Here is a 20,045-nt window from a genome sequence, read left to right on the forward strand (position 1 = left end):
GGCCGCTCGGAGGATTTTGATGAGGATTGGTTTTTACACGTCGACATTCAACGACCGGCCGCTTGAGGAAGTGGTGGATTTCGCAGCTTCTGCCGGTTTCGATGCGATCGAAATCGATGTCGGCGGCCATATCAAGACGCCGGAGAGGGTGCGGGCCGCCGTGGCACTTGCTCGCGACCATAATCTCTTCGTCTCCTCGATCACCTATTTCGGCAACCAACTCGATGCGAACACCGGCAAGCGCGGCGAGCTTCGCGCCCGTACGGAGGAATTTGCCCGGGCGATCGGCGAAGCAGGCGTGCCGATCTTCGTGATCTTTCCCGGACGCGACGAGGATGTCGACGACGAAGCCAACTACGATGATTTTGCCGAATTCGCCAACCGGCTGATCACCAGGACGACGTCAAGCGGTCTTGTCTTCGCGATCGAAAACTGGCCAGGCCCCAAGGACAACTTCATCGGAACCACGCCGAAGGGCTGGCAGGAGCTCTTCCAACGGATACCCGACCGACGCTTCGGTCTCGAGTTCGATCCTTCACACCTCATCCGCATCGGCGTCGACCCCTATGCCGCAATGGACGCGGTCAAGGATCGCATCGCCATCCTCCACGCCAAGGATACTGCAATCGATACGGCCGCACAGCAGGCAGTCGGCTATCACGGCAAAGGCTGGTGGCAGTACAAACTGCCGGGCAAAGGCCTGCTCGACTGGCCACGCTTCCTGCGCCAGGCTCGCACCAACGGCTTCGACGGCAGCCTGTCGATCGAGCACGAGGACGCCGCCTACGGATGGCCGGGCAAGGATCTCGATGCACGAAAAGAGGGCGAACGCCTCGGCCTTGCCTACCTCAGAAACGTCTTGGACAAGCTTTGATAGCGACCTGGGAGGGAAAAAATGGCCCATGTTAGAGTGAACAATGCGCGCAAGGATTATGGTGCGTTCAAAGCCATCAAAGGCGTGTCGGTCGATATCCGCGACGGCGAGTTCGTCGTTCTCGTCGGCCCCTCGGGCTGCGGCAAATCCACCCTGCTCAGAATGATCGCTGGTTTGGAAGACATCAGTTCGGGCGAGATCCAGATCGGCAAACATATTGTCAACGAGCTGGCGCCAAAGGATCGCGATATCGCAATGGTGTTCCAGAACTATGCCCTTTATCCACATATGACGGTCGCCAAGAATATGGGCTTCTCGTTGCGGCTGAAGCGCATGCCAAAGACGGAAATCGATCAGCGTGTCGGCAATGCCGCAAAGATCCTCGGCCTGGAAGCGCTTCTCGAACGGTTTCCGAAGCAGTTATCGGGCGGCCAGCGCCAGCGTGTTGCCATGGGCCGCGCGATCGTTCGAGACCCTGCCGTCTTCCTTTTCGACGAACCTCTGTCGAACCTCGATGCCAAGCTCCGCGTCCAGATGCGATCCGAGATCAAGGAGCTGCATCAGCGGCTGAAAACGACGACGATCTATGTGACACACGATCAGATCGAGGCGATGACGATGGCGGACAAGATCGTCGTGATGAAGGACGGCGTGATCGAGCAGTCGGGCTCGCCGCTCGAACTCTACGACCGGCCGAACAACCTCTTCGTCGCCGGTTTCATCGGCTCTCCCGCCATGAACTTCATTAGGGGGAGCATGACGAACGATGGTTTCCGGACCGAAGACGGGCTCGTCCTGCCGAGCGAGCGACGCCCATCCGGCGCCGTCACCTACGGCATTCGCCCCGAGCACATCGCACTCGACCCCAACGGCATCGAGGTAACAACCGCCGTCGTCGAGCCCACAGGGTCCGAGACATTGGTGATTGCCCGTCTCGGCACGCAGACGATCAGCTGCGTCTTCCGGGAGCGGATCAGAGCAGCCCCCGGCGATATACTGCGGATCGCTCCGCTCCACGATGCCGTCCACCTGTTTGACGAAGGCGAGCAACGCATCACCGCAGGCGAACCGGTGCTGAACTAATTGCGTCCGACAAAACATAGACAACAAACCCTGATTTCGTCTGCCACCGCGAAGTCATCAAGGATCAGTGAGGTTGGCAAGCCGGGCTTCGATCTGTCTGGCTTGCCGGGCCAATTCGGCTCCGAAAACCTCGACCAGTTGCGACGGCGGCCGATGGATCGGCCTCACGATGTTGACGGAAAACGGGATCGAGAACGACAACCGGCGGAGATGAATGCCGTTGCCGGCATAATCCAGGGCCGTCAGAGGGTTGACGATGGCCAGGCCAATTCCCTCCCGCACCATGGAGCAGACGGATACCGCGCTATGGGTCTCGATGACCATGTGCCGCATGATGCCGGCGTTTCGAAAAATCCGATCGATCTGTTGTCGGTAACTATCCGTCGCCGACAGGCTGACAAAGGATTGTCCTTCGAAATCGTCCGGTGAGAGAACAGCCTTTTCAAGAAGCGGGTGAGCGTCCGGCAGCACGCAGATCTCGTCGAGCGTCATGAGCGGGCTTACCGCCGTACCTTGAGGTGGATGGCCGACCTCCGTCAGGCCGAAGTCGTAGCGTTGTGCCGACAACCATTCCTCCAGCAGCGGCGACTCCTGCGGAACGATACTGATGCCCACGTTCGGGAACCGCTCGACAAAATGCCGGCAGGTCTGCGGCAAGAGCGATTGAGAAAAAACCGGCAGGCATAGGATGGAGAGCTGCCCTTGTTCGAACTGGCGCAGCGACGTCGCCGTGCTGATGATCCGGTCCAACCCGAAATAGGCGCGCTGCACTTCCTCGAACAATTGCAGAGCGTGCGCCGTCGGGCGAAGTCGGCCGCGCACACGCTCGAAAAGCTTGATCTGGATAAGATACTCGAACCGCGCCAGCTCCCGGCTGATCGTGGGTTGGGAGGTGGCCAACATGCCGGCCGCACCGGTGACGCTGCCGGTCGTCATGATAGCCCTGAAAACCTCGATATGCCGAAGGGTGACAGACATGCCGACCTCATATCAGAATTGAATAGGATTTCCAAAAACTGATATTTTTCATATGCCCGCTTTTGTGGTCAACCCAGCAAGTGAAAACCGCATTGGCTGCGTACGCGGCCCGCCATCTTTGGACAACCAGTGTCATGACCTTCATCTCTGCCGATCATCTCATCCCTCTCGCTCATGAGCATGGGACGCCCTTATGGGTGTACGACGCTCCGACGATCCGCAATCGGATAAGGCAGCTCGGCGGATTCGATGTGATCCGCTATGCACAGAAGGCGTGTTCCAACATCCACATCCTCTCCCTCATGCGTGAGGCGGGGGTGCATGTGGATTCTGTCTCCCTCGGCGAAATCGATCGCGCGCAGCGGGCCGGATTTTCCACCAGCGCGACCGCTGCTGGCGCCGCAGGCATCGTCTACACCGCCGATATTTTCGACCGCCCGACTTTGCGCCGCGTCGTCAACGACAAGGTCGAGGTGAATATCGGCTCCATCGACATGCTGCACCAGCTGGGGGAACTGTCGCCAGGTCACCGTGTCTGGCTTCGCGTGAACCCAGGCTTCGGCCACGGTCACAGCAACAAAACGAATACGGGAGGCGAAAACAGCAAGCACGGCATCTGGCATGCAGAGCTTACCCAAGCCGTCGAACTGGTTCGGCGATATCGGCTGCATCTCGTCGGGCTTCATCTGCATATCGGCTCCGGCGTCGACTACCGCCATCTCGAGCGGGTCTGCCATGCGATGACCGGCTTGCTAATCGATCTGGATCACGATTTCGAGGCGATCTCCGCCGGTGGCGGCCTATCGGCTCCCTATCGTCACGGGGACAAGGCGATCGATACCGCGCATTATTTCAGCTTGTGGGATAGCGTGCGCAAGCAGGCAGAAAGCAAGCTCGGCCATGCCGTACGCCTGGAGATCGAGCCGGGACGCTTCCTCGTGGCAGAAGCCGGTCTGTTGCTGGCCGAGGTCCGCGCCACCAAACAGGTTGGCCGAAATCACTTCACCCTCGTCGACGCAGGTTTCAATGACCTGATGCGCCCCGCCCTCTATGGCAGCTATCACGAAATCTCGGTTCTCCCGCACGATGGCCGAAGCCTCAGCCCATCCGAGCTACGTCCCACTGTCGTAGCAGGCCCGCTCTGCGAATCGGGAGACGTGTTCACGCAAGGGCCAGATGGTGTGGTGGAGACGCGGTCGCTCCCTCCTGCTCAGGTCGGCGATCTGCTCGTTTTCCATGGAGCTGGCGCCTACGGCGCCTCCATGTCGTCGAACTACAACAGCCGGCTTCACGCTGCCGAATATCTCCTGGACGGGGTAAACTCCCGGCTTATCCGTCGGCGCCAGACTATCGACGAGCTTTGCCAAATGGAATTGAGTGCGGGGCCTGCCGCGAAAGCGGCGTAAGCCCTGAAAATCCAGGAAGGATCATAAACGCCGAAGCCTTCGGCACCGGTACTGGAAGCCCATCGTCAGAGGTCGAGCACCAAATCGCCAGCGCTTTGATTGTGACCCTGACTGCTGATTTCGAGCTGCTTGGGGCCTGTTACCTCTTTGCGCTTCCTGGAACCCGTCTTCCTGCCTTTCGGAGGGAGCTCCCCTGACAATTCAAGGAGTTTTGCGGCAGGTCCCGCAGGTCCTGACATCGTCGTGGCAGCCTGCCCTTTCATCTTGTCGGGTTCGTTCTCAACGGCTGCGGTGGAAATGTCCGATAGCTCGATGTCGGATCGTATGTTGGCGTTCGACTTTGCAATTTTGATTGCTGGGGCAGCGTCCTGCTGCATCTTCGGCGCGAAACGGATCATGAATGCTCATCTTCCCATTGGTTCGCTTTTTGTTCTCATTGAAAAGCGTACTTGTCAACTGGCTTCCTTCCGAACAGCCAGAAGTTCTCTCCTTCCCGAAGCTCCCTGACGAGAGCAGCACATTGTTACGGCGCGTGCCCAGACCAGCCGCCTCAGACGATCAACGTGTCTGGCATCATGCAAGGCTTCCAGATCTATTTTCGATCAAGCCAGTTCGCCATTCTCGAGCCACCGCACCTCTCCGGGCGAAAGCCTGATGGCGGAGGCCGCCAGACTATGGCGAAGCTCCGCAAGGCTCGCCGGACCGATCAGGGGAACGACCGGCCAGGGCTGGTGCAGGACATAGGCGAGCGCGATCTGGATCGGATCCTTGCCGAGGCGACGACCAAGCTCCTCCGCCCGCGCTTTTCGCTCAAAATTCAGTTCGGAATACCAGGCACGGACCAGATCGCGATCCGACAGTTTCTCCCGCCCCGCCCTATCGGTGAAGAAGCCGCGCGCCTGACTGGACCAGGCAAAGTTGACCACCTGCCGTTCCTTCAGCCAGTTTTTCCAGGCAGCGTCCGACGAGGCGATGCATCCTGGCCAGACCGGATCGACCATCTCGGCGAGTGAGAAGTTGTTGGAAAGGACGCTGAGTCTCGTCTTGCCAGTGCGTTCGGCATAGTCGATCGCCAGATCCATCCGTTCGCGCGTCCAGTTCGATCCGCCGATCGGCCCACGGATGCGACCGGCCCTGACTTCCGCATCCATGGCGTCGACGAATTCGCCAACTGGTATGTCGGGATTGTCGCGATGCATGAAGTAGACGTCGACATAGTCGGTCTGCATCCGCTCGAGKCTTGCAGTCAGTTGCTTGGCGATGACGTCAGGATAACAGAGCGGCGAATGCGCACCCTTCTCTATGATCACCACATTGCTCCTGACGCCACGGCTGCGGACCCATTCGCCGATGAGCCGGTCCTGTGTCCCTCCCCCATACTGGAAGGCGGAGTCGATGAGATTGCCTCCGGCTTCGAAGAACTCGTCTAAGACGATCGCGGCGGCCGGGAAGGTTGAAAAGAGCATCATGCCGAGCGCCAGCATCGAGCTTTCCTTCTCGATGCCGGGAATGTGGCCGCGCGGTACGATCACATCCTGGCGCCGGAGGATCTCGCCGGTCAGCGTCCTCGTCCGAACGGCGGGTGTCTCAAGGGCGTATTCCAGCCCGATGCCGGCGCGCCACTTGTCCATCACCTTGAGATTGCCAAGTGTGTCGAGGGCCGTCATGCCGGGGTAGGCAAATTCGCCCCGCCCAGCCTTGATCGCCTCTCCTGCCGCGTCGACCTCGAAGCTGTAGACATGACGGGGCTCTTCGACGGTGATGTCTTTCCGCTTTCCGGCGGCGTTAAACAGCCTGATGACGGCGGTGCCGCCCTGCTTGCCCGCGGCGAACCAGAAATGATCGATCTCGATCGAACCGGCCGTGCCGAAGATGCGAAGGACGTTGTCCTGCGCAAGTGACACCGAGCAGGCCACTTCGGCGACGATGCCATTCGGGAAGCGCAGGATGGCAGCGCTCCATTCGTCGACGCCCGTCGAACCGAGATGTCCGACGCCGAACACCTGGTCAGGCTCGATGAGGCCGTTCGGCTGGCCGATGCCGGCGATCAGGCGCACCATCGAAACCGGATATCCACCGACGTCGAGGATGCCGCCGCCAGCGAGATCGTTTGCAAACAGCCTGTGATCTTCTTCGAACGGTTTCGCAAAACCGAAGCTCGACTTGACCATGCGCACATCGCCGATCGCCTTTTCCTTCAGAACCTCGATCAGTCTCAGTGTCAGAGGATGCAATCGGTACATGTAGGCTTCGCCGAGGAAGGTCCCGGCTGCACGTGCCGTGGCCTGCATGGCTTCGGCCTCGGCTGCCGAAAGGCCGATCGGCTTCTCGCACAACACATGCTTTCCGGCCTTCGCCGCCTTGATCGCCCATTGCGCGTGGGTCGGGTGCGGCGTCGAGATGTAGACGGCGTCGATGTCCTTATCTGCCAGGAGAGCATCGTAGCCGCAAAGGATTCGCACACCTGGAAAGCGCTCGGCCAGCCCCGGCCGATCCGGGTCGCGGGTGGCGATCGCCTCCACGCGGCCCGTTCTCGATTGAGCAACGCCCGCAAAGAAGTCGCCCGCGATCCGGCCCGGGCCAAGGATGCCCCAGCGAATTCTGTCCGTATCGGTCATATCGTTTTCCTAGCCTGTCGGGCCGGCGGCGTTTCCGGCCGGTATGTGTTTCAGGAGAGCTGCACCACGGCGCAGCCGTAGCCGTCGAGCGCGAGGGCACCATCCACCGGCTTGCCGGCGTCAAGAAGATCGACGCCTGCCGGAACATGAGAGATCCTGGCAGGCCTCTCCGTGTAGTTCTGGATGAAGAGAAGACGACGATCCTCGTTCATGCGCATCGTCACCTCGACCCCCTCGGGCAAGTCGGCGATCAGCGGCTCGATCCCGGCATCCCCGAACAGGCGTTCCGACAACGCCTCCGTCAGATCCTGCGTCAGATAGGTACCGAGATAGACGACCCGGCCCTTACCGACCGTCCTGGATGTCGCCATCGGCCTTCCGTCGGCATAGCGGTTGGACCAAGTAGCGATCGCCTCGACATCATCATCGACGCTCAGGTTCTCGTAGAAATACCCCGCCGTCAGTTCACGATTGCCGATCTTGAAGCGGCGCTCGCGGCGATGGGATTCCGCCGGCCTGCTCGGCGGCACCACAAGGCCGCCGGATCGCTCCATCACCTCGAACAGGCCCTTGGCGCCAGGGGCTGCAAGCCGGCCGAAATCTTCCACCCGCACACCCGTCAGCTCCGAAAGCGACGTTCCGGGCGCCGTCTGCCTGATCACGTGATTGTTCTCGTCGCGGGTTCCCGTCCGGGCACCGAACACCACCGTGCCGCCCTCTTCGGCGAACGACTTCAGTCGCTCCGTCCATTCGTCCTTCCACATGACCCAGTGCGGCACGTAGAGAAGTTTCAGCTTCGAGAGATCATCTTCGGGATGAATGAACCCGCAGGCAATGCCGCGATCGTAGCAATACTGATGCAGCAGGACGGCATCGTCCTGAGGGCTCGGCAGACCGATCGGATAGGTCTTGTGAGCCTCCTGATTGTCGAAATCCGATCCGGCAATACCGACGTCCATGCGCACATAGGTCCCGAGGATCCTATCCTGTAGTGCCGTCATGTCGGTGGCGAAGTGCTTCGCCTCGTCATAGCGATGGCGCGGGACGTCGTCGTGATCGATAATCCCCATCCAGTAGATCTCGGCGCCGAAATGGGCAGGCCGCCAACGGAAGAACATCAGCCCGTCGGCGCCGCGCGCAACGGAGGACATCGCCATGCGGCGCATTTCTCCGGGCTCCGGCGTCAAGGTGCAAAATCCCGGCTGGCTGCCGAAACTGGATTGCTGTTCAGGGACAATGTAGTTGCCGGAAAAGCCCCGGCAGATGTCGAGATGGAGCGCCTGCACTTTGGCGTGATTGCCGATACGCTGAAACTCGTCGTAGAGCATCGGATAGATGTCGTAGCCGACGAAATCGAGATCGGTCGTGAACTGTCCACGGAAGTCGATATCCCGCAGGCCGCCCAGATTGTGGAAGACGAACCAGGACGGTTTGACGGCACGCAGGATCTCGACCTGATCATGCTGGAAACGCGCCGTCGCGAAGGCCAGGAAGCGATGGTAGTCCTGCATATGGCCGGGGCTCGGGAACGTGGGCCCGAAATCGATCGGCAGCACCACCTGGTCGAAGCTCTGGTAAGCGGTCGCCCAGAAATCCCCTCCCCAGGCGTGATTGAGCTTGTTAATCTCGCCGTACTTCCCGGCGAGAAAGACCTGAAACTCGCTGAGCGTCGCCTTTGAAAAGCTTTCCGGCATGCTGGTGTTGAGTTCGTTGTCGGTCTGCCAGCCGACGACACGTGGATTGTCACGATAGTGCTCGGCCATCGCTTTCGTGATGCGCCGGCTGTGCTCGCGAAACACCGGACTTGCAGTGTCGCAGTGCTGGCGCGACCCGTGGCTCATCGGCCGGCCCTTGCCATCCACCCGCAGGATCTCGGGATGCGCGACGGTCAGCCAGCGCGGCGGTGTGGCCGTCGGCGTGCACATGATCGTATCGATGCCATGCTTTGCGAGGACGGCGATTGCCCTGTCAAACAGATCGAAATCGAAACGTCCGAGTTCAGGTTCGAGAATATGCCAGGCAAATTCCGCCATCCTGACGATATTGAAGCCGGCTTTAGCCATGCGCTCGGCGTCGCGCTCCCAATAGCTCTCGTCGACATGTTCGGGATAGTGCGGAGCGCCAACGAGAAAGCGGTTGGTCTTGACCGGATTCCAGGCGGAGATTTTTGCTGACTTGTTTTCAGACACGGGCGTCTATCCTGATACTTATTTGTCGATGATTGCCTTGCGGGCGCTGATCGTGCGGCCGTCAGGCGCGAAGAGATAGAGTTCGGCAGCGTCGAGTTTCAGCGTCACCGGCTGGTCGGCCTTGAACGGCGCGACATAACTGAGCTGAATGGTGATGTTTCCGGTTCCGCTCTCCGATGCGACGGTGCTCAGGTCGCCGGCGTCGACATAGAGTATCGTTTCACGGCCGAGATGCTCGACCAGACGAACGATGCCGGACACCGCGCCATTCTCTGCTCCATCCGTGACCACCGAAATGTTTTCCGGCCGCACGCCGAGCGTCAGGCTCGTACCCTTATGGAGCGCAGCAGGGTCTGAGAGTTCGACCGTCGTAGGCGCCAGCCCCGGGGCGGAAACCCTGACCTGCCGGCCCGAGACCTCGTCCACCGTGACGGACAGGAAGTTCATTCTCGGAGCGCCAAGGAATCCCGCCACGAACAGGTTGTCGGGATTGCGATAGAGTTCGAGCGGCGATCCGACCTGCTCGATCACGCCATGGTTCAAGACTACGATGCGGCTTGCCATGGTCATGGCTTCGACCTGGTCGTGGGTCACGTAGACCATGGTCGCGCCGAGTTCAGAATGCAGGCTGGACAGTTCGACCCGCATCTGCGTGCGCAGCGCCGCATCGAGGTTCGACAGCGGTTCGTCGAACAGGAAGACATCCGGCGAACGGGTGATTGCACGACCGATCGCGACGCGCTGGCGCTGTCCGCCCGACAATTGCTTCGGCCGCTTCTCGAGCTGATCGGTAATCCGAAGGATCTTGGCCGCGCGCGCGACCGCCGCATCGATCTCCACCTTCGGTCTTTTCGCCATGCGAAGGCCGAAGCCCATGTTTTCGGCGACTGTCATATGTGGATAAAGGGCATAGGACTGGAAAACCATCGCGATGCCACGGTCACCCGGCTCCTCGCGGCTGACGTCGCGCCCGTTGATGAGGATCTGACCCGAGGTGATGCCTTCAAGACCCGCGATCGTCTTGAGCAGGGTCGACTTGCCACAGCCGGACGGACCGACCATGACGATGAACTCGCCCTCTTCCACCGAGAGATCGATCCCTCGCAATGCGTGGTAGGCACCATAGTTCTTGTTTATCTGTCGCAGTTCGAGGCTGGTCATGCTTCCTGGCTCTCTGCTTTTGAAGATCTGATTTCCGGATTCCTGAGTGCGTTCATCCTTTGACCGCTCCCATCGTCAGGCCGGCGATGAAGTGTCGCTGCATCAAGAAGAACATCACCACGGGCGGGACGGCGACGACGATCGTTCCGGCCGAAATGAGGTTCCAGGCCGAGACCCATTCGCCGCGCAGGTTGGCAAGGCCGGCGGTCACCGGTTTGACGGAATCGCTCACCGTCAGCACGACCGCCCAGAAATAATCGTTCCAGATGAAGGTGAAGAGGAGGATGGCGAGTGCTGCCAGCGCCGGCCGGACGAGAGGAACCGCAACATGGATGAGCGTCTGGAAAGGCGAGGCTCCCTCGGCTCTTGCCGCCTGAAACAGTTCATCGGGCAGTGCGGCGATGAAGTTGCGCATGAAGAGCGTCGCAAAGCCGGTCTGGAACGCGACATGGAAGATGACCAGCGCCGTCGTCGTATCGATCAAGTCGAGCCGTACCATCAGGTCGCGCACCGGGATCATCATGATCTGGTGAGGAAGGAAGTTGCCGCCGACGAAGAGCGCGAAGATGAGCATGTTTCCTGGAAAGCGGTATCGCGAAAGCACGAAGCCGGAGAGCGTGCTCAGGACCAGGACGCCGATCACCGAGGGTATCGTGATCGTCAGGCTGTTCAGGAAATATTGCGCCATCGGCGTCTGGGTGAAGACGGCGGTGTAGTTGTCGAGGAGGCCGAACTCGGTCGGCCATCCCCAGAGATTGCCGCCCATCACGTCCGCGGTCGATCGAAACGACGTCAGGATGATGGCGAAGAGCGGGCAGAGCCACAGGAAAAGGACGGCCAGTACGGCCAGGAAATAGAAGCGGCGATGCCAGACGGCCGTCTCGGGAATTGGACGAGGATACATCAGCCGCCCCTTTCTTCGGTGCGGACGATCCGCGACAGATACCAGACGATGAATACTGCCATGATCACGAACAGGACCGATGCGATCGCCGCGCCATATCCGAAGCGGTAGGAGAAGATGGACTGCTCGAACATCTGGTAGGCGAGCACTGACGAGGAGCCGAAAGGTCCGCCTCGCGTCATCACCGACACCATGTCGAAGGATCGAAGAGCGCCGACGACGGTGACCGCGATCGCGATGAACGTGACCTGCGTCAGTTGCGGAAGAACAATGTGCCAGAGCATGTTCCATCCCTTCGCGCCATCGACACGCCCGGCGCCGATAAGCTCCTCGCTCAAGTTGTTGAGGCCGGCGAGATAGAGCACCATGCAGAAGGTGATCTGCGGCCAGAGGGCTGCGATGACGATCGCGAAGGTGACGAAATGTTCGTCCGAAAGCACGGCAGGCGCGGTTGCCCCAAATGCCCTGAAGATCAGTGCAAGAAGCCCGAACTCCGGTGTGTAGACCCAGGTAAAGACCACGCCGACGGTGACGGAGGCGAGCACGAGCGGAATGAAGAAGAGCGACTTCAAAAAACGCATGCCGCGGATCTTCTGGTTGACGAGCAGCGCGATCGCCAGCCCGAGCGGCGGCGCGGCCATGAACATCACCAGCCAGATCAGATTGTTCTTCAAGGAGGTGTAGAACTGCGGATCGTTGTAGAGTTCGACATAATTGCCGAAACCGATCCACGTCATCGGACCCATTCCATCCCAGTCGTGGAGACTGATCCAGAGGCTGCGGACGGCCGACAGCAGGATGACCGTGAAGAACAGGATCATGGCCGGAGCGATAAGCATAGTCGGGGTGAGCCACCAACGCTGGCGGCGCCATAACATCAACATTGTCCAGAACCTCATGGAGGATAGAAGGAGCGGAACCGCGGTTCCGCTCCTGGTCGCCGGGAGGAGAACTAGATCTTGTAGATACGCTTGCGGGTACCTTCGAGGCGCTGCAGGATCGCCTGACGGCGGTCGGGTTTGGCCATGAACTCCTGGAAGCCCACCAGACCTGCCTGCGCCATATCCGGGTCGCTGTCGCGGTCGTAATATTGTGAGGTTCCCTTGACCTGTTTCAAGGACTCAACCGCGGCATTGACCAGTGGATCCTTGCTTGGCGGCAGGTCGCTGCGTGGCGGCACGTTACCACCAGGCTCCAGATAGGCTGCGAGATTTTCCGGCTTGTAGAAATAGGCCAGAAATTCGCGCGCACCCTGCTTGTTCTTGCCGTTCGTCGGAATATGGACCGAGTTCAGCGAGAATTCCTCGAACCGGGGGACCTTGGCATCGAGGGTGGCAAAAGGAGCAAAGGTCAATTGCGGCAGATCCGCGTCCGTGAAGGCGGAGCGCAGGAAGGCACCGAGGTTCATCATCCCTGCCTTTTTCTGCGCGAGCAAGGCTGCGGCTTCCTGCCAGCCGAAAGACGTGTGGTTCTGCGTGAAGACCTCTTTCTTGATCATGGCTTCCCACTGATCGAAGACCGGCGTCAGGGCGGGATCGAGATAGCTCATCTGCCCGTCCATCAACGCCATGTGCTTGTCGAGACCGTTGATGCGAAGATTCATCTGATCGAACCAGCCGGCAGCCGGCCAGAGCTCCTTCGTGCCCATGGCGACCGGTGTCAGCCCGGCGGCCTTGGCCTTGTCGCAATAGGCCGAGAATTCGTCTGCCGTCGTCGGTACTGTCAGCCCGTTCTGATCGAAGACATCCTTCCGGTAGAACATGCCCCAGAGCGTGCCGCCGGTGGGCAGACCGTACTGCTTGTTGTCGACCGTAACCGCGCCCGTGCTTGCGCCGAGAACGTCCTTGTATTTTTCCTTTTCGAACAGATCCGAGATGTCATCGAACAAGCCTCGCTTGACGAAGGCCCGCATGCGATTGCCCGAGAACCAGAAGCAGACATCCGGCGCACCTGCCGTCAGATAATTGCGGATCGCCGTCTTGTGGGCCTCGTGGTCCATATTGTTGATGACGACCTTCGTACCAGCCTGCTTGCCGAAATCCTCGGCGATCTTCTTCAGCGCTTCGAGCCCTTTGCCGTTGCTTTCAGCTGAGATCACGTTGACTTCCTGGGCCTGGGCAATTGCCGGGATCGGAAAGCCGCCTGCGACCGCGGCCGCAGATACCATGCCCGCGCCCTTCAGAAAGGTGCGGCGAGTGGTCGACGAAAAATGCTTGGAAAATGCCATTGAATTCCTCCCAGTTGAGCAGATCAACACGTCCCGGCGGCCGTCCTCCACAACGGGGACGCCGGGCATTCAACGTGTCGATCTCCACATTCCGAGTTGATCGACGAGGCAAAGTTATGCATAGATCAGGAAGCGTCGCAATAGTTTATTTACAAAATAAAGGAACTCGGCCGTGAAGCTCAAAGGTGACCAGACGACTGCCAGGGCCATGAACCGCCGTCTGATCTTGAACCTGCTCAGGCAGGAAGGGCCCAAAAGCCGTGCCGAGTTGGCAACGATCACTCAGCTCAGTCCGGCAGCCCTCACCTTCGTCGTCGGTGATCTCGTGGAGGAAGGCATCGTCGCCGAGGGAGAGGCGGTTTCCAGCTTCACCGGTCGTCCTCCCATCCCCGTGGAGATCAATTACGGGCACGGGCTGGCGATTGGCTTTAAGCTCATGGCCGATACAGTGGAATGCGTCGCGACCGACCTGGCGACGAGCCCTCTCGCCGCCATCAGGATCCCGATGCCCAGCCGCGCGCCGGATGATGTCGCAGACCTGCTGGCCGCAACGGTGCCGAGGCTCATCAGGCTTGCGGGACGCACGCATGCTAAGCTTACAGGCATCGGCATATCGATGCCGGGCGTCATCAACAACGAACAGACGATGTGCATCAGAAGCCACCGATTCGCTTGGGACAACGTTCCGCTAGCATCCCTTCTCGCCAATCGTGCGAATGTTCCCGTCTGGCTCGAGGACGATACTAACGCCTACGCCATCGCACAGCAGCTGTTCGGCCTCGGCCGGCAGCATCGCAACATGGCGGTGCTGGCGGTCGGCGTCGGCATCAGCTGCGCCCTCGTCATCGAGGGCAAGCTCTATCGCGGCGCCAATGGCGCAGCCGGCAAGTTCGGACATACGCTCTACGAGGAGAACGGCCGCCTCTGCGAATGCGGCAAGCGCGGCTGCCTGATGGCCTACCATTCCGAGGCCTCGATGTTGCGGCGCTGGCGTGAGGCGACGGGTGGGGGCCAGGATCTGGGCACGCCCGAGTTGCGCCAGGCGCTTGCTGCCGAGGATTCGACGGCTGTCCGGATCGTCGAGGATTCAGGGCGCAGTATCGGAACGGCTCTCGCCAATCTCGTCAATGTGACGGATCCGGAAGTGGTCGTGGCGGGCGGAGAAGCTGTTTCACTTGGCGAACACTTTCTGGCGCCTCTGCAGGAGGCCTTGGCACTTAGAACCTTCAGAATGCCACCCCCCATTCTTCCCGATTGGGAGGACAATTCATGGGCACGCGGCGCCGCAGCGTTGGTAACGCAGAAGATGTTCGATTTCGAATCGGTCGGAGGCGTCACGAGACCCCTCCAGTCATTCGGATAGACGGCTTCCGTAGCGGGCGGCGACCGGGCCGAGAATGAATGATCTCACCCGCGACGCCGGTCCCTGATGTGGCGGTCGACTAGGCAACGCTCACGCCGCATCATGCTCCAAGGCTGCCGACCCCGAGAGATCGAACTGCAATTCGGCAAGCTTGGAATATGCTCCGCCCTTGCGGATTAACGTGGCGTGCGTCCCCTCCTCGATCACCCTGCCGCCGTCGATCACCAGGATTCGATCCGCCTTGAGAACCGTGGCAAGCCGATGCGCGATGACGATCGTCGTGCGGTTGCACATCAATTCGTCGAGCCCCCTTTGCACCAGCATTTCGTTTTCAGCGTCGAGAGATGCCGTGGCCTCATCCAGCAAAAGGATCGGCGCGTTCTTCAGAACGGCACGGGCGATCGCAAGCCTTTGCCGCTGACCGCCCGACAGGGTGAGACCGCGCTCGCCAACCACGGTGCGATAGCCGTCCGCCAACTCGGAAATAAATCCGTGCGCCCTTGCCGTGGTCGCTGCAGCCGCGATCTCGTCCTCTGACGCGTCAGGTCTTCCGAGACTGATATTTTCTGCGACGGTCGTCGCGAAGATGGTCACATCTTGCGGCACGATAGCAATTTCCCCTCGAACTGTAGCGGTGGCGGTTGTGCGCACATCGCAGCCATCGAGCGAAATGTCGCCGGAATAATCCTTGTAGAAACCGAGCAGCAGCGAAAAGACCGTGCTCTTGCCCGAGCCGGAGGCACCCACAAGCGCGACTGTCTCGCCGGGCCGGACGCTCATCGACAGGCCCGCGAGGACTTGCCTGTCCGGAGCTCCCGGATAGGCAAAATGCAGATCCCGGATTTCGATCGCGCCTTTTGGGGGTTGGCCGAGCGGAGCGCGTGACACCGGGTCGCGCTCGCCGGCATCTTCATCGAGCAGTTCGAAAAGACGTTCGGCGGAACCTGCCGCCTGCGCCAGTTCACCCCAGACCTCAGATAGCGATCCCAGCGATCCGGCAGCAATGACGGAATAGAGCAGGAATTGGCTCAGGCTGCCCGCCGACAGCGTTCCGGATAGCAGATTGTGAGCGCCGATCCAGAGAACCCCGACGACGCTTCCGAAAATCAACGCAATGGCAACAGCGGTCAGGAGCGCGCGCGATCGGGCGGCAAAGACGGCGCTGCGATAGGACGCCTCAACGTCATCAGCATATCTCTCGCTGGCCGCCGCCTCCCCGTTGAAGGCCTGCACCGTCCGACTTCCGGCGATCATCTCGCTGGCAAAGGCGGACGCGATCGCAAGAGCGTCCTGGGCTGCACGCGATTTTTTGCGAACCGAGCGGCCGAATAGGACAAGCGGCGCGACGACGAGCGGGATGGCACCCAAAATGATGGCGGAAAGTCCCGGGCTCGTGACGAACATCATCACCAGCGCACCGAGACACAGCAACGAATTGCGCAGGGCCACCGATGCGGCGAGGTTCAATGCGGACTTGATTTGCGCGGCATCCGCCGTCAGCCGCGATGCGATGTCGCCGGATTTGTTGGCGTCAAAAAAGCTCGCCGGCAAACGCGTTACGTTGCGGAAGGTTTTCACACGCAGGTCGCTGACGATGCGCTCGCCAAGCGTCGTAACGAAATAATATCGGCAAGCGCTTGCGACGGCGAGTGCGACTGCAAGCGCAAGAAGCATCAGGAAATAGCTGTTGACGAAGCCACCGTCGGACTGTCCGAAACCGTGGTCGATCATCCGGCGGACGGCCATCGGCAGTGCAAGCGAGATCATAGCCGCCGCCGCCAGCGAAACGAGCACCAATAGCAGCAAGCCCCGGTGAGGCCGCAACAGGGGCAGCAACCGGACGAGGCCGGAGACATCAGGCCTCTTTTTTCCGGACCGCGGTCGGGAGCCTGCAGTCACGTCGGTGGGAGGAGCGGCAGATCGGTCGTGCGCGGCAATCATCAAGGTGAGGGTCTCCTGGACTGGAATGCCTCCTTTTTGGCACTGGCGCGGCGACAGTCTTTGACCGCGATCAATTACCGGTCGGTTCCGCCGGAGCCTTACCGCGGCAGAAGGTCCCACCAGTATGTCGCGATAAGCCCTGCTGCACCCCACAGCCAGGCCTGGATCGTGCTAGCGGACGGGCGAAACGACAGGCGTATGACCGCCCCACCGGTCGCAGTTTGATCCGGGTCAAATAAACCGACGGCGCTAGACGCTAGAGCGGGCCATGACCTACGTCAGACGCATCAAAGATATCATCACCGGGCTAGCGCAGCCCGCCAGATTCCTGGAACTGGCCGATCGGGCCCTGCCTGGACTTTCGATCATCACTGTTCTCTGTTTCGCTGTTGGACTTTATCTGAGTTTTGTTTCCGATGGCGATTACCAGCAGGGTGACACCGTCAGGATCATGTATGTCCATGTGCCCGCGGCATGGATGGCGATGCTCTGCTATACGGTGATGACCGCAAACGCCATCGGCTCCCTGGTATGGCGCCATCCACTTGCCGATGTCGCTGCGCGCGCCGCCGCACCCATCGGCGCCGCCTTTACCTTCGTGTCGCTCGTCACAGGCGCGATTTGGGGCAAGCCGATGTGGGGAACCTGGTGGGTGTGGGACGCACGCCTGACCTCGATGTTCGTGCTTTTCCTGATGTATCTCGGTCTATTGGCGATCAACCGTGCAATCGACGAGCCGACGCGCGCCGCTCGTGTTACGGCGGTCCTCGTTCTCGTGGGCTTCGTCAACATTCCGATCATCAAGTTCTCGGTCGACTGGTGGAACACATTGCATCAGCCGGCGAGCGTGCTCAGGCTGGATGGCCCTGCTCTGGACATCGAATTCCTTCGCCCGCTCCTGACCATGGGCCTTGCCTTCACAGCACTCTTTTTCACCCTCCACATGGCCTCGATCAGGAACGAGATCTGGCGGCGAAGACTCATGTCGCATCATCGCTTGGCCGCACGGGCCGCAATGCAAAGGGAGAATTGAATGACACATCAGGACTATGTGCTGGCAGCCTATACGGTCGCATTCACCGTCATGATCACCATCAGCGCGATGACCTGGTTTCGCGGCCGTACCTATCGCCGGCAGGTCGAGGCGCTGGCGAAAATCAGGCATCGCGCGCGGCGCGAGGTCCGCTAGGTGCGCCCCTATCTTCTGACCGCCGTGCCGCTGCTCGTATTTGTGGCAATTGCCCGAGCCGCCGGGCGCATGCTTTATCGGCAGGCGGTGGAAGGATATTCGCCCTCCGCCCTCCCTACCGCACTGATCGGTCAGGCACATCCTGCGATCGATCTGCCGCCGCTTGCCGGGTTACAGTCTCCCGGACTTCAGGATAGCGGGCTTTCCGGCCAGGTCGCGATCGTCAACGTGTTCGCATCCTGGTGCATCCCCTGCCGGCAGGAACATGCCGCGCTCATGCAGCTATCGAAGGACACGCACATCAAGCTGATAGGCATCAATTACAAGGATAACAGCAGCAACGCTCTGGCCTTCTTGCGCGACAACGGGAACCCCTACGCAGCCGTCGGCGTCGATCCGACCGGCAGGGAGGCGATCAACTGGGGGGTCTACGGCGTGCCGGAGACCTTCGTCATCGGGCGCGACGGCCGCATCCTGTTCAAACAGGTCGGCCCGCTCGACGAAAAGGCCCTGTCGGCAGGCATCGGTCCCGCTCTCGACAGGGCGTTGGCTGCCGGCAACTGACCGGAAGCCCTCGTCTACAGCTGGCTCGGCGACTTCACCTCAAGCCTGTTGCGACCGCTTGTCCGGATCTGAATCTGCCGCAAGCTGCAATCGATCAAGGCAGCCTCCCGATCCGAGATTCTCGACGAGCGCCAGCACGGCACGGCGCTGCAAGTCGGTTTCCACATTTCCTTCAAGTGTGATCTGCCCGTTATGGACGGAGACGCGGATCCTCTGCGGCGTCAGGCCGAGATCGTATTTCAGGCGTGCGCGAACCGCGAGCAGGATCGCGCCATCCTCGCGCGGCAACCTGAGGGTCGGCGCATCTGTTATCAGAGCGAGGATATCGCGCCGGCTGACGATCCCCGCGAGCCGTCCGGCCTCAACGATCGGAATACGCTTGATGCGATGGACCTCAAGGCTTTCGGCAATATCGGAGACCTCGCTGTCCGGGGTGGCGACGATAACGTCGCGTGACATGATATCCCTGACGGACCAGCCATTGCCGCGAATGTAGCGGTCAAGATCGACGTCGGAGGTAATTTCCGTGTTACGCGCGATGCGCGGCGCAAGCCGGATCTCCCGACGCAGCAATAGATCGCCTTCAGTCAGAATCCCGCAGACCCGCCCTTCGTCGTCAACGACAGGCAGCCCGCTGACATTGTTTTGCATCATCACCGCAACGGCATGGCGGATCCCTGCCGCAGGGCTGATCGATACCACATTGCTCGTCATAATGTCCTTGGCCTGCATGCGTGCACCTCCCTTTCCGGAAACATCTGGTACCATGAGAGTAGGATGGCTTGGACGAACCGACCTTGACCTCCGTCAAAGTCGCGGTGTCGGATCCAGCAACTCGGCGAGCCTTGCCTGCTCCTCTGCGGTGAGTTTGCTGCCGGTGGGCTTGCCGGCCCGCTTGCGGGCAAAGACGATGAGCGAGGCGCCRCCGGCGAGGATCAGCAGCACCGGCGCACCCCAGAGCAGCAGCGTGCGCGCACTGACGCGCGGCTTCAGCAGCACGAACTCGCCATAACGCGAGACGATGTAGTTCAGCACCTGCTCGTCGCTATCGCCATCGGTGATGCGCTCGCGCACCAGCAGACGCAGATCCCTGGCGAGATCGGCATTGGAATCGTCGATCGACTGGTTCTGGCAGACCATGCAGCGCAGTTCGGAAGACAGTGTTCGGGCGCGGGCTTCGAGAGCGGGGTCGGAGAGCACTTCGTCCGGATTGACGGCGAAGGCGGGGGCGGCCGCCATCATGAGCGCCAGGACGAGGAGGAAACGCCTGATCATTCCGCCGGCTCCATGGCCGGGGCTGCCGGCTTGGCCGGTTTCGCCTTCCTGCTCGGCGCCCCGACACGCAGGCGCCGGTCGGTGAGCGAGACGACGCCGCCGAGCGCCATGATCAGCGTCCCGCCCCAGATGCAGAGAATGAACGGTTTCCACCAGATGCGCACGACAATGCCGCCGTCCTTCGTCGCGTCACCGAGCGACATATAGAGCTGGCTGAGGCCGAAGGTCAGGATGCCGGCTTCCGTCGTCGGCATCTGCCTTGCGGTATAGAGC

At 60.6% G+C, this 20,045-nt stretch carries 19 protein-coding genes; 7 read left to right on the forward strand and 12 right to left on the reverse strand.

Annotation, left to right across the window (positions count from 1 at the left end; translation table 11 throughout):
* The first annotated feature begins 19 nt into the window (after nucleotides 1-19).
* Complete coding sequence (locus AC1D35_RS23705; protein ID WP_477940284.1) at nucleotides 20-874, forward strand: sugar phosphate isomerase/epimerase family protein; 855 nt, start codon at nucleotides 20-22, stop codon at nucleotides 872-874.
* Nucleotides 875-895: 21 nt separating this feature from the next.
* Nucleotides 896-1,957, forward strand: a complete 1,062-nt coding sequence (locus AC1D35_RS23710; protein ID WP_113299497.1) for a sn-glycerol-3-phosphate ABC transporter ATP-binding protein UgpC — start codon at nucleotides 896-898, stop codon at nucleotides 1,955-1,957.
* A gap of 57 nt (nucleotides 1,958-2,014) precedes the next feature.
* Here AC1D35_RS23710 and AC1D35_RS23715 read toward each other — a convergent pair whose 3' ends face one another.
* Entirely contained in the window at nucleotides 2,015-2,893 is an 879-nt protein-coding gene (locus AC1D35_RS23715; protein WP_477940286.1) for a LysR family transcriptional regulator, read from the reverse strand.
* A gap of 104 nt (nucleotides 2,894-2,997) precedes the next feature.
* Between AC1D35_RS23715 and lysA the strand changes: the two genes are divergently transcribed.
* Nucleotides 2,998-4,341 (forward strand): diaminopimelate decarboxylase, encoded by a 1,344-nt coding sequence (gene lysA, locus AC1D35_RS23720; protein WP_477940288.1) that lies wholly within the window; start codon nucleotides 2,998-3,000, stop codon nucleotides 4,339-4,341.
* A gap of 65 nt (nucleotides 4,342-4,406) precedes the next feature.
* Here the strand turns inward: lysA and AC1D35_RS23725 are convergent, their stop codons facing one another.
* The 7 genes from AC1D35_RS23725 to AC1D35_RS23755 form a co-directional block, all read right to left on the reverse strand.
* Nucleotides 4,407-4,739: a hypothetical protein gene (locus AC1D35_RS23725; RefSeq protein ID WP_113299494.1), complete on the reverse strand. Its 333-nt coding sequence runs from the start codon at nucleotides 4,737-4,739 to the stop codon at nucleotides 4,407-4,409.
* A gap of 204 nt (nucleotides 4,740-4,943) precedes the next feature.
* Entirely contained in the window at nucleotides 4,944-6,959 is a 2,016-nt protein-coding gene (locus AC1D35_RS23730; protein WP_477940291.1) for an aldo/keto reductase, read from the reverse strand.
* Nucleotides 6,960-7,009: 50 nt separating this feature from the next.
* Nucleotides 7,010-9,148, reverse strand: coding sequence for a beta-galactosidase (locus AC1D35_RS23735; RefSeq protein ID WP_477940293.1), 2,139 nt, complete (start codon nucleotides 9,146-9,148; stop codon nucleotides 7,010-7,012).
* Between the two features lie 18 nt (nucleotides 9,149-9,166).
* Nucleotides 9,167-10,309, reverse strand: coding sequence for an ABC transporter ATP-binding protein (locus AC1D35_RS23740; RefSeq protein WP_477940295.1), 1,143 nt, complete (start codon nucleotides 10,307-10,309; stop codon nucleotides 9,167-9,169).
* Between the two features lie 52 nt (nucleotides 10,310-10,361).
* On the reverse strand, nucleotides 10,362-11,213 hold the full coding sequence (locus AC1D35_RS23745) for a carbohydrate ABC transporter permease (protein WP_477940297.1): 852 nt from the start codon (nucleotides 11,211-11,213) through the stop codon (nucleotides 10,362-10,364).
* The gene (locus tag AC1D35_RS23750; RefSeq protein ID WP_477940299.1) at nucleotides 11,213-12,097 is read right to left on the reverse strand and encodes a carbohydrate ABC transporter permease; all 885 of its coding nucleotides are present in this window, start codon (nucleotides 12,095-12,097) and stop codon (nucleotides 11,213-11,215) included. The genes AC1D35_RS23745 and AC1D35_RS23750 overlap by 1 nt, the downstream gene beginning before the upstream one ends.
* A gap of 68 nt (nucleotides 12,098-12,165) precedes the next feature.
* Nucleotides 12,166-13,440, reverse strand: a complete 1,275-nt coding sequence (locus AC1D35_RS23755) for an ABC transporter substrate-binding protein (protein ID WP_113299488.1) — start codon at nucleotides 13,438-13,440, stop codon at nucleotides 12,166-12,168.
* A gap of 172 nt (nucleotides 13,441-13,612) precedes the next feature.
* Here AC1D35_RS23755 and AC1D35_RS23760 point away from each other — a divergent pair, with 172 nt between their 5' ends.
* Entirely contained in the window at nucleotides 13,613-14,803 is a 1,191-nt protein-coding gene (locus tag AC1D35_RS23760; protein WP_477940302.1) for an ROK family transcriptional regulator, read from the forward strand.
* 90 nt (nucleotides 14,804-14,893) lie between these two features.
* On the opposite strand, the gene AC1D35_RS23765 is transcribed toward AC1D35_RS23760, so the two are convergent.
* Nucleotides 14,894-16,744: an ABC transporter transmembrane domain-containing protein gene (locus AC1D35_RS23765; protein WP_477940312.1), complete on the reverse strand. Its 1,851-nt coding sequence runs from the start codon at nucleotides 16,742-16,744 to the stop codon at nucleotides 14,894-14,896.
* 268 nt (nucleotides 16,745-17,012) lie between these two features.
* Here AC1D35_RS23765 and AC1D35_RS23770 point away from each other — a divergent pair, with 268 nt between their 5' ends.
* From AC1D35_RS23770 to AC1D35_RS23780, 3 genes are read left to right on the forward strand one after another with little or no spacing between them, the layout of a single operon-like run.
* Nucleotides 17,013-17,777: a heme ABC transporter permease gene (locus AC1D35_RS23770; RefSeq protein WP_113299485.1), complete on the forward strand. Its 765-nt coding sequence runs from the start codon at nucleotides 17,013-17,015 to the stop codon at nucleotides 17,775-17,777.
* The gene (locus tag AC1D35_RS23775; protein WP_113335628.1) at nucleotides 17,778-17,933 is read left to right on the forward strand and encodes a heme exporter protein CcmD; all 156 of its coding nucleotides are present in this window, start codon (nucleotides 17,778-17,780) and stop codon (nucleotides 17,931-17,933) included. It begins immediately after the preceding gene.
* Entirely contained in the window at nucleotides 17,934-18,497 is a 564-nt protein-coding gene (locus AC1D35_RS23780; RefSeq protein WP_477940304.1) for a DsbE family thiol:disulfide interchange protein, read from the forward strand.
* A gap of 39 nt (nucleotides 18,498-18,536) precedes the next feature.
* On the opposite strand, the gene AC1D35_RS23785 is transcribed toward AC1D35_RS23780, so the two are convergent.
* The 3 genes from AC1D35_RS23785 to AC1D35_RS23795 all read right to left on the reverse strand — a co-directional run.
* Complete coding sequence (locus tag AC1D35_RS23785) at nucleotides 18,537-19,229, reverse strand: CBS domain-containing protein (protein WP_477940306.1); 693 nt, start codon at nucleotides 19,227-19,229, stop codon at nucleotides 18,537-18,539.
* 75 nt (nucleotides 19,230-19,304) lie between these two features.
* Nucleotides 19,305-19,772: a cytochrome c-type biogenesis protein gene (locus AC1D35_RS23790; protein WP_477940308.1), complete on the reverse strand. Its 468-nt coding sequence runs from the start codon at nucleotides 19,770-19,772 to the stop codon at nucleotides 19,305-19,307.
* On the reverse strand, nucleotides 19,769-20,045 hold a 277-nt coding region (locus AC1D35_RS23795; RefSeq protein ID WP_477940310.1), incomplete at its 5' end, for a cytochrome c-type biogenesis CcmF C-terminal domain-containing protein. The genes AC1D35_RS23790 and AC1D35_RS23795, both read right to left, overlap by 4 nt.

Source organism: Rhizobium sp. P1_E6 (genome assembly GCF_056405875.1).

Bases quoted from the DNA above. Each gene is read 5' to 3' on its own strand.
- AC1D35_RS23705 (WP_477940284.1), top strand. From the start codon at position 20: ATGAGGATTGGTTTTTACACGTCGACATTCAACGACCGGCCGCTTGAG.
- AC1D35_RS23710 (WP_113299497.1), top strand. From the start codon at position 896: ATGGCCCATGTTAGAGTGAACAATGCGCGCAAGGATTATGGTGCGTTC.
- AC1D35_RS23715 (WP_477940286.1), bottom strand. From the start codon at position 2,893: ATGACGACCGGCAGCGTCACCGGTGCGGCCGGCATGTTGGCCACCTCC.
- AC1D35_RS23725 (WP_113299494.1), bottom strand. From the start codon at position 4,739: ATGATCCGTTTCGCGCCGAAGATGCAGCAGGACGCTGCCCCAGCAATC.
- AC1D35_RS23740 (WP_477940295.1), bottom strand. From the start codon at position 10,309: ATGACCAGCCTCGAACTGCGACAGATAAACAAGAACTATGGTGCCTAC.
- AC1D35_RS23745 (WP_477940297.1), bottom strand. From the start codon at position 11,213: ATGTATCCTCGTCCAATTCCCGAGACGGCCGTCTGGCATCGCCGCTTC.
- AC1D35_RS23750 (WP_477940299.1), bottom strand. From the start codon at position 12,097: ATGTTGATGTTATGGCGCCGCCAGCGTTGGTGGCTCACCCCGACTATG.
- AC1D35_RS23755 (WP_113299488.1), bottom strand. From the start codon at position 13,440: ATGGCATTTTCCAAGCATTTTTCGTCGACCACTCGCCGCACCTTTCTG.
- AC1D35_RS23765 (WP_477940312.1), bottom strand. From the start codon at position 16,744: ATGATTGCCGCGCACGACCGATCTGCCGCTCCTCCCACCGACGTGACT.
- AC1D35_RS23770 (WP_113299485.1), top strand. From the start codon at position 17,013: ATGACCTACGTCAGACGCATCAAAGATATCATCACCGGGCTAGCGCAG.
- AC1D35_RS23775 (WP_113335628.1), top strand. From the start codon at position 17,778: ATGACACATCAGGACTATGTGCTGGCAGCCTATACGGTCGCATTCACC.
- AC1D35_RS23785 (WP_477940306.1), bottom strand. From the start codon at position 19,229: ATGCAGGCCAAGGACATTATGACGAGCAATGTGGTATCGATCAGCCCT.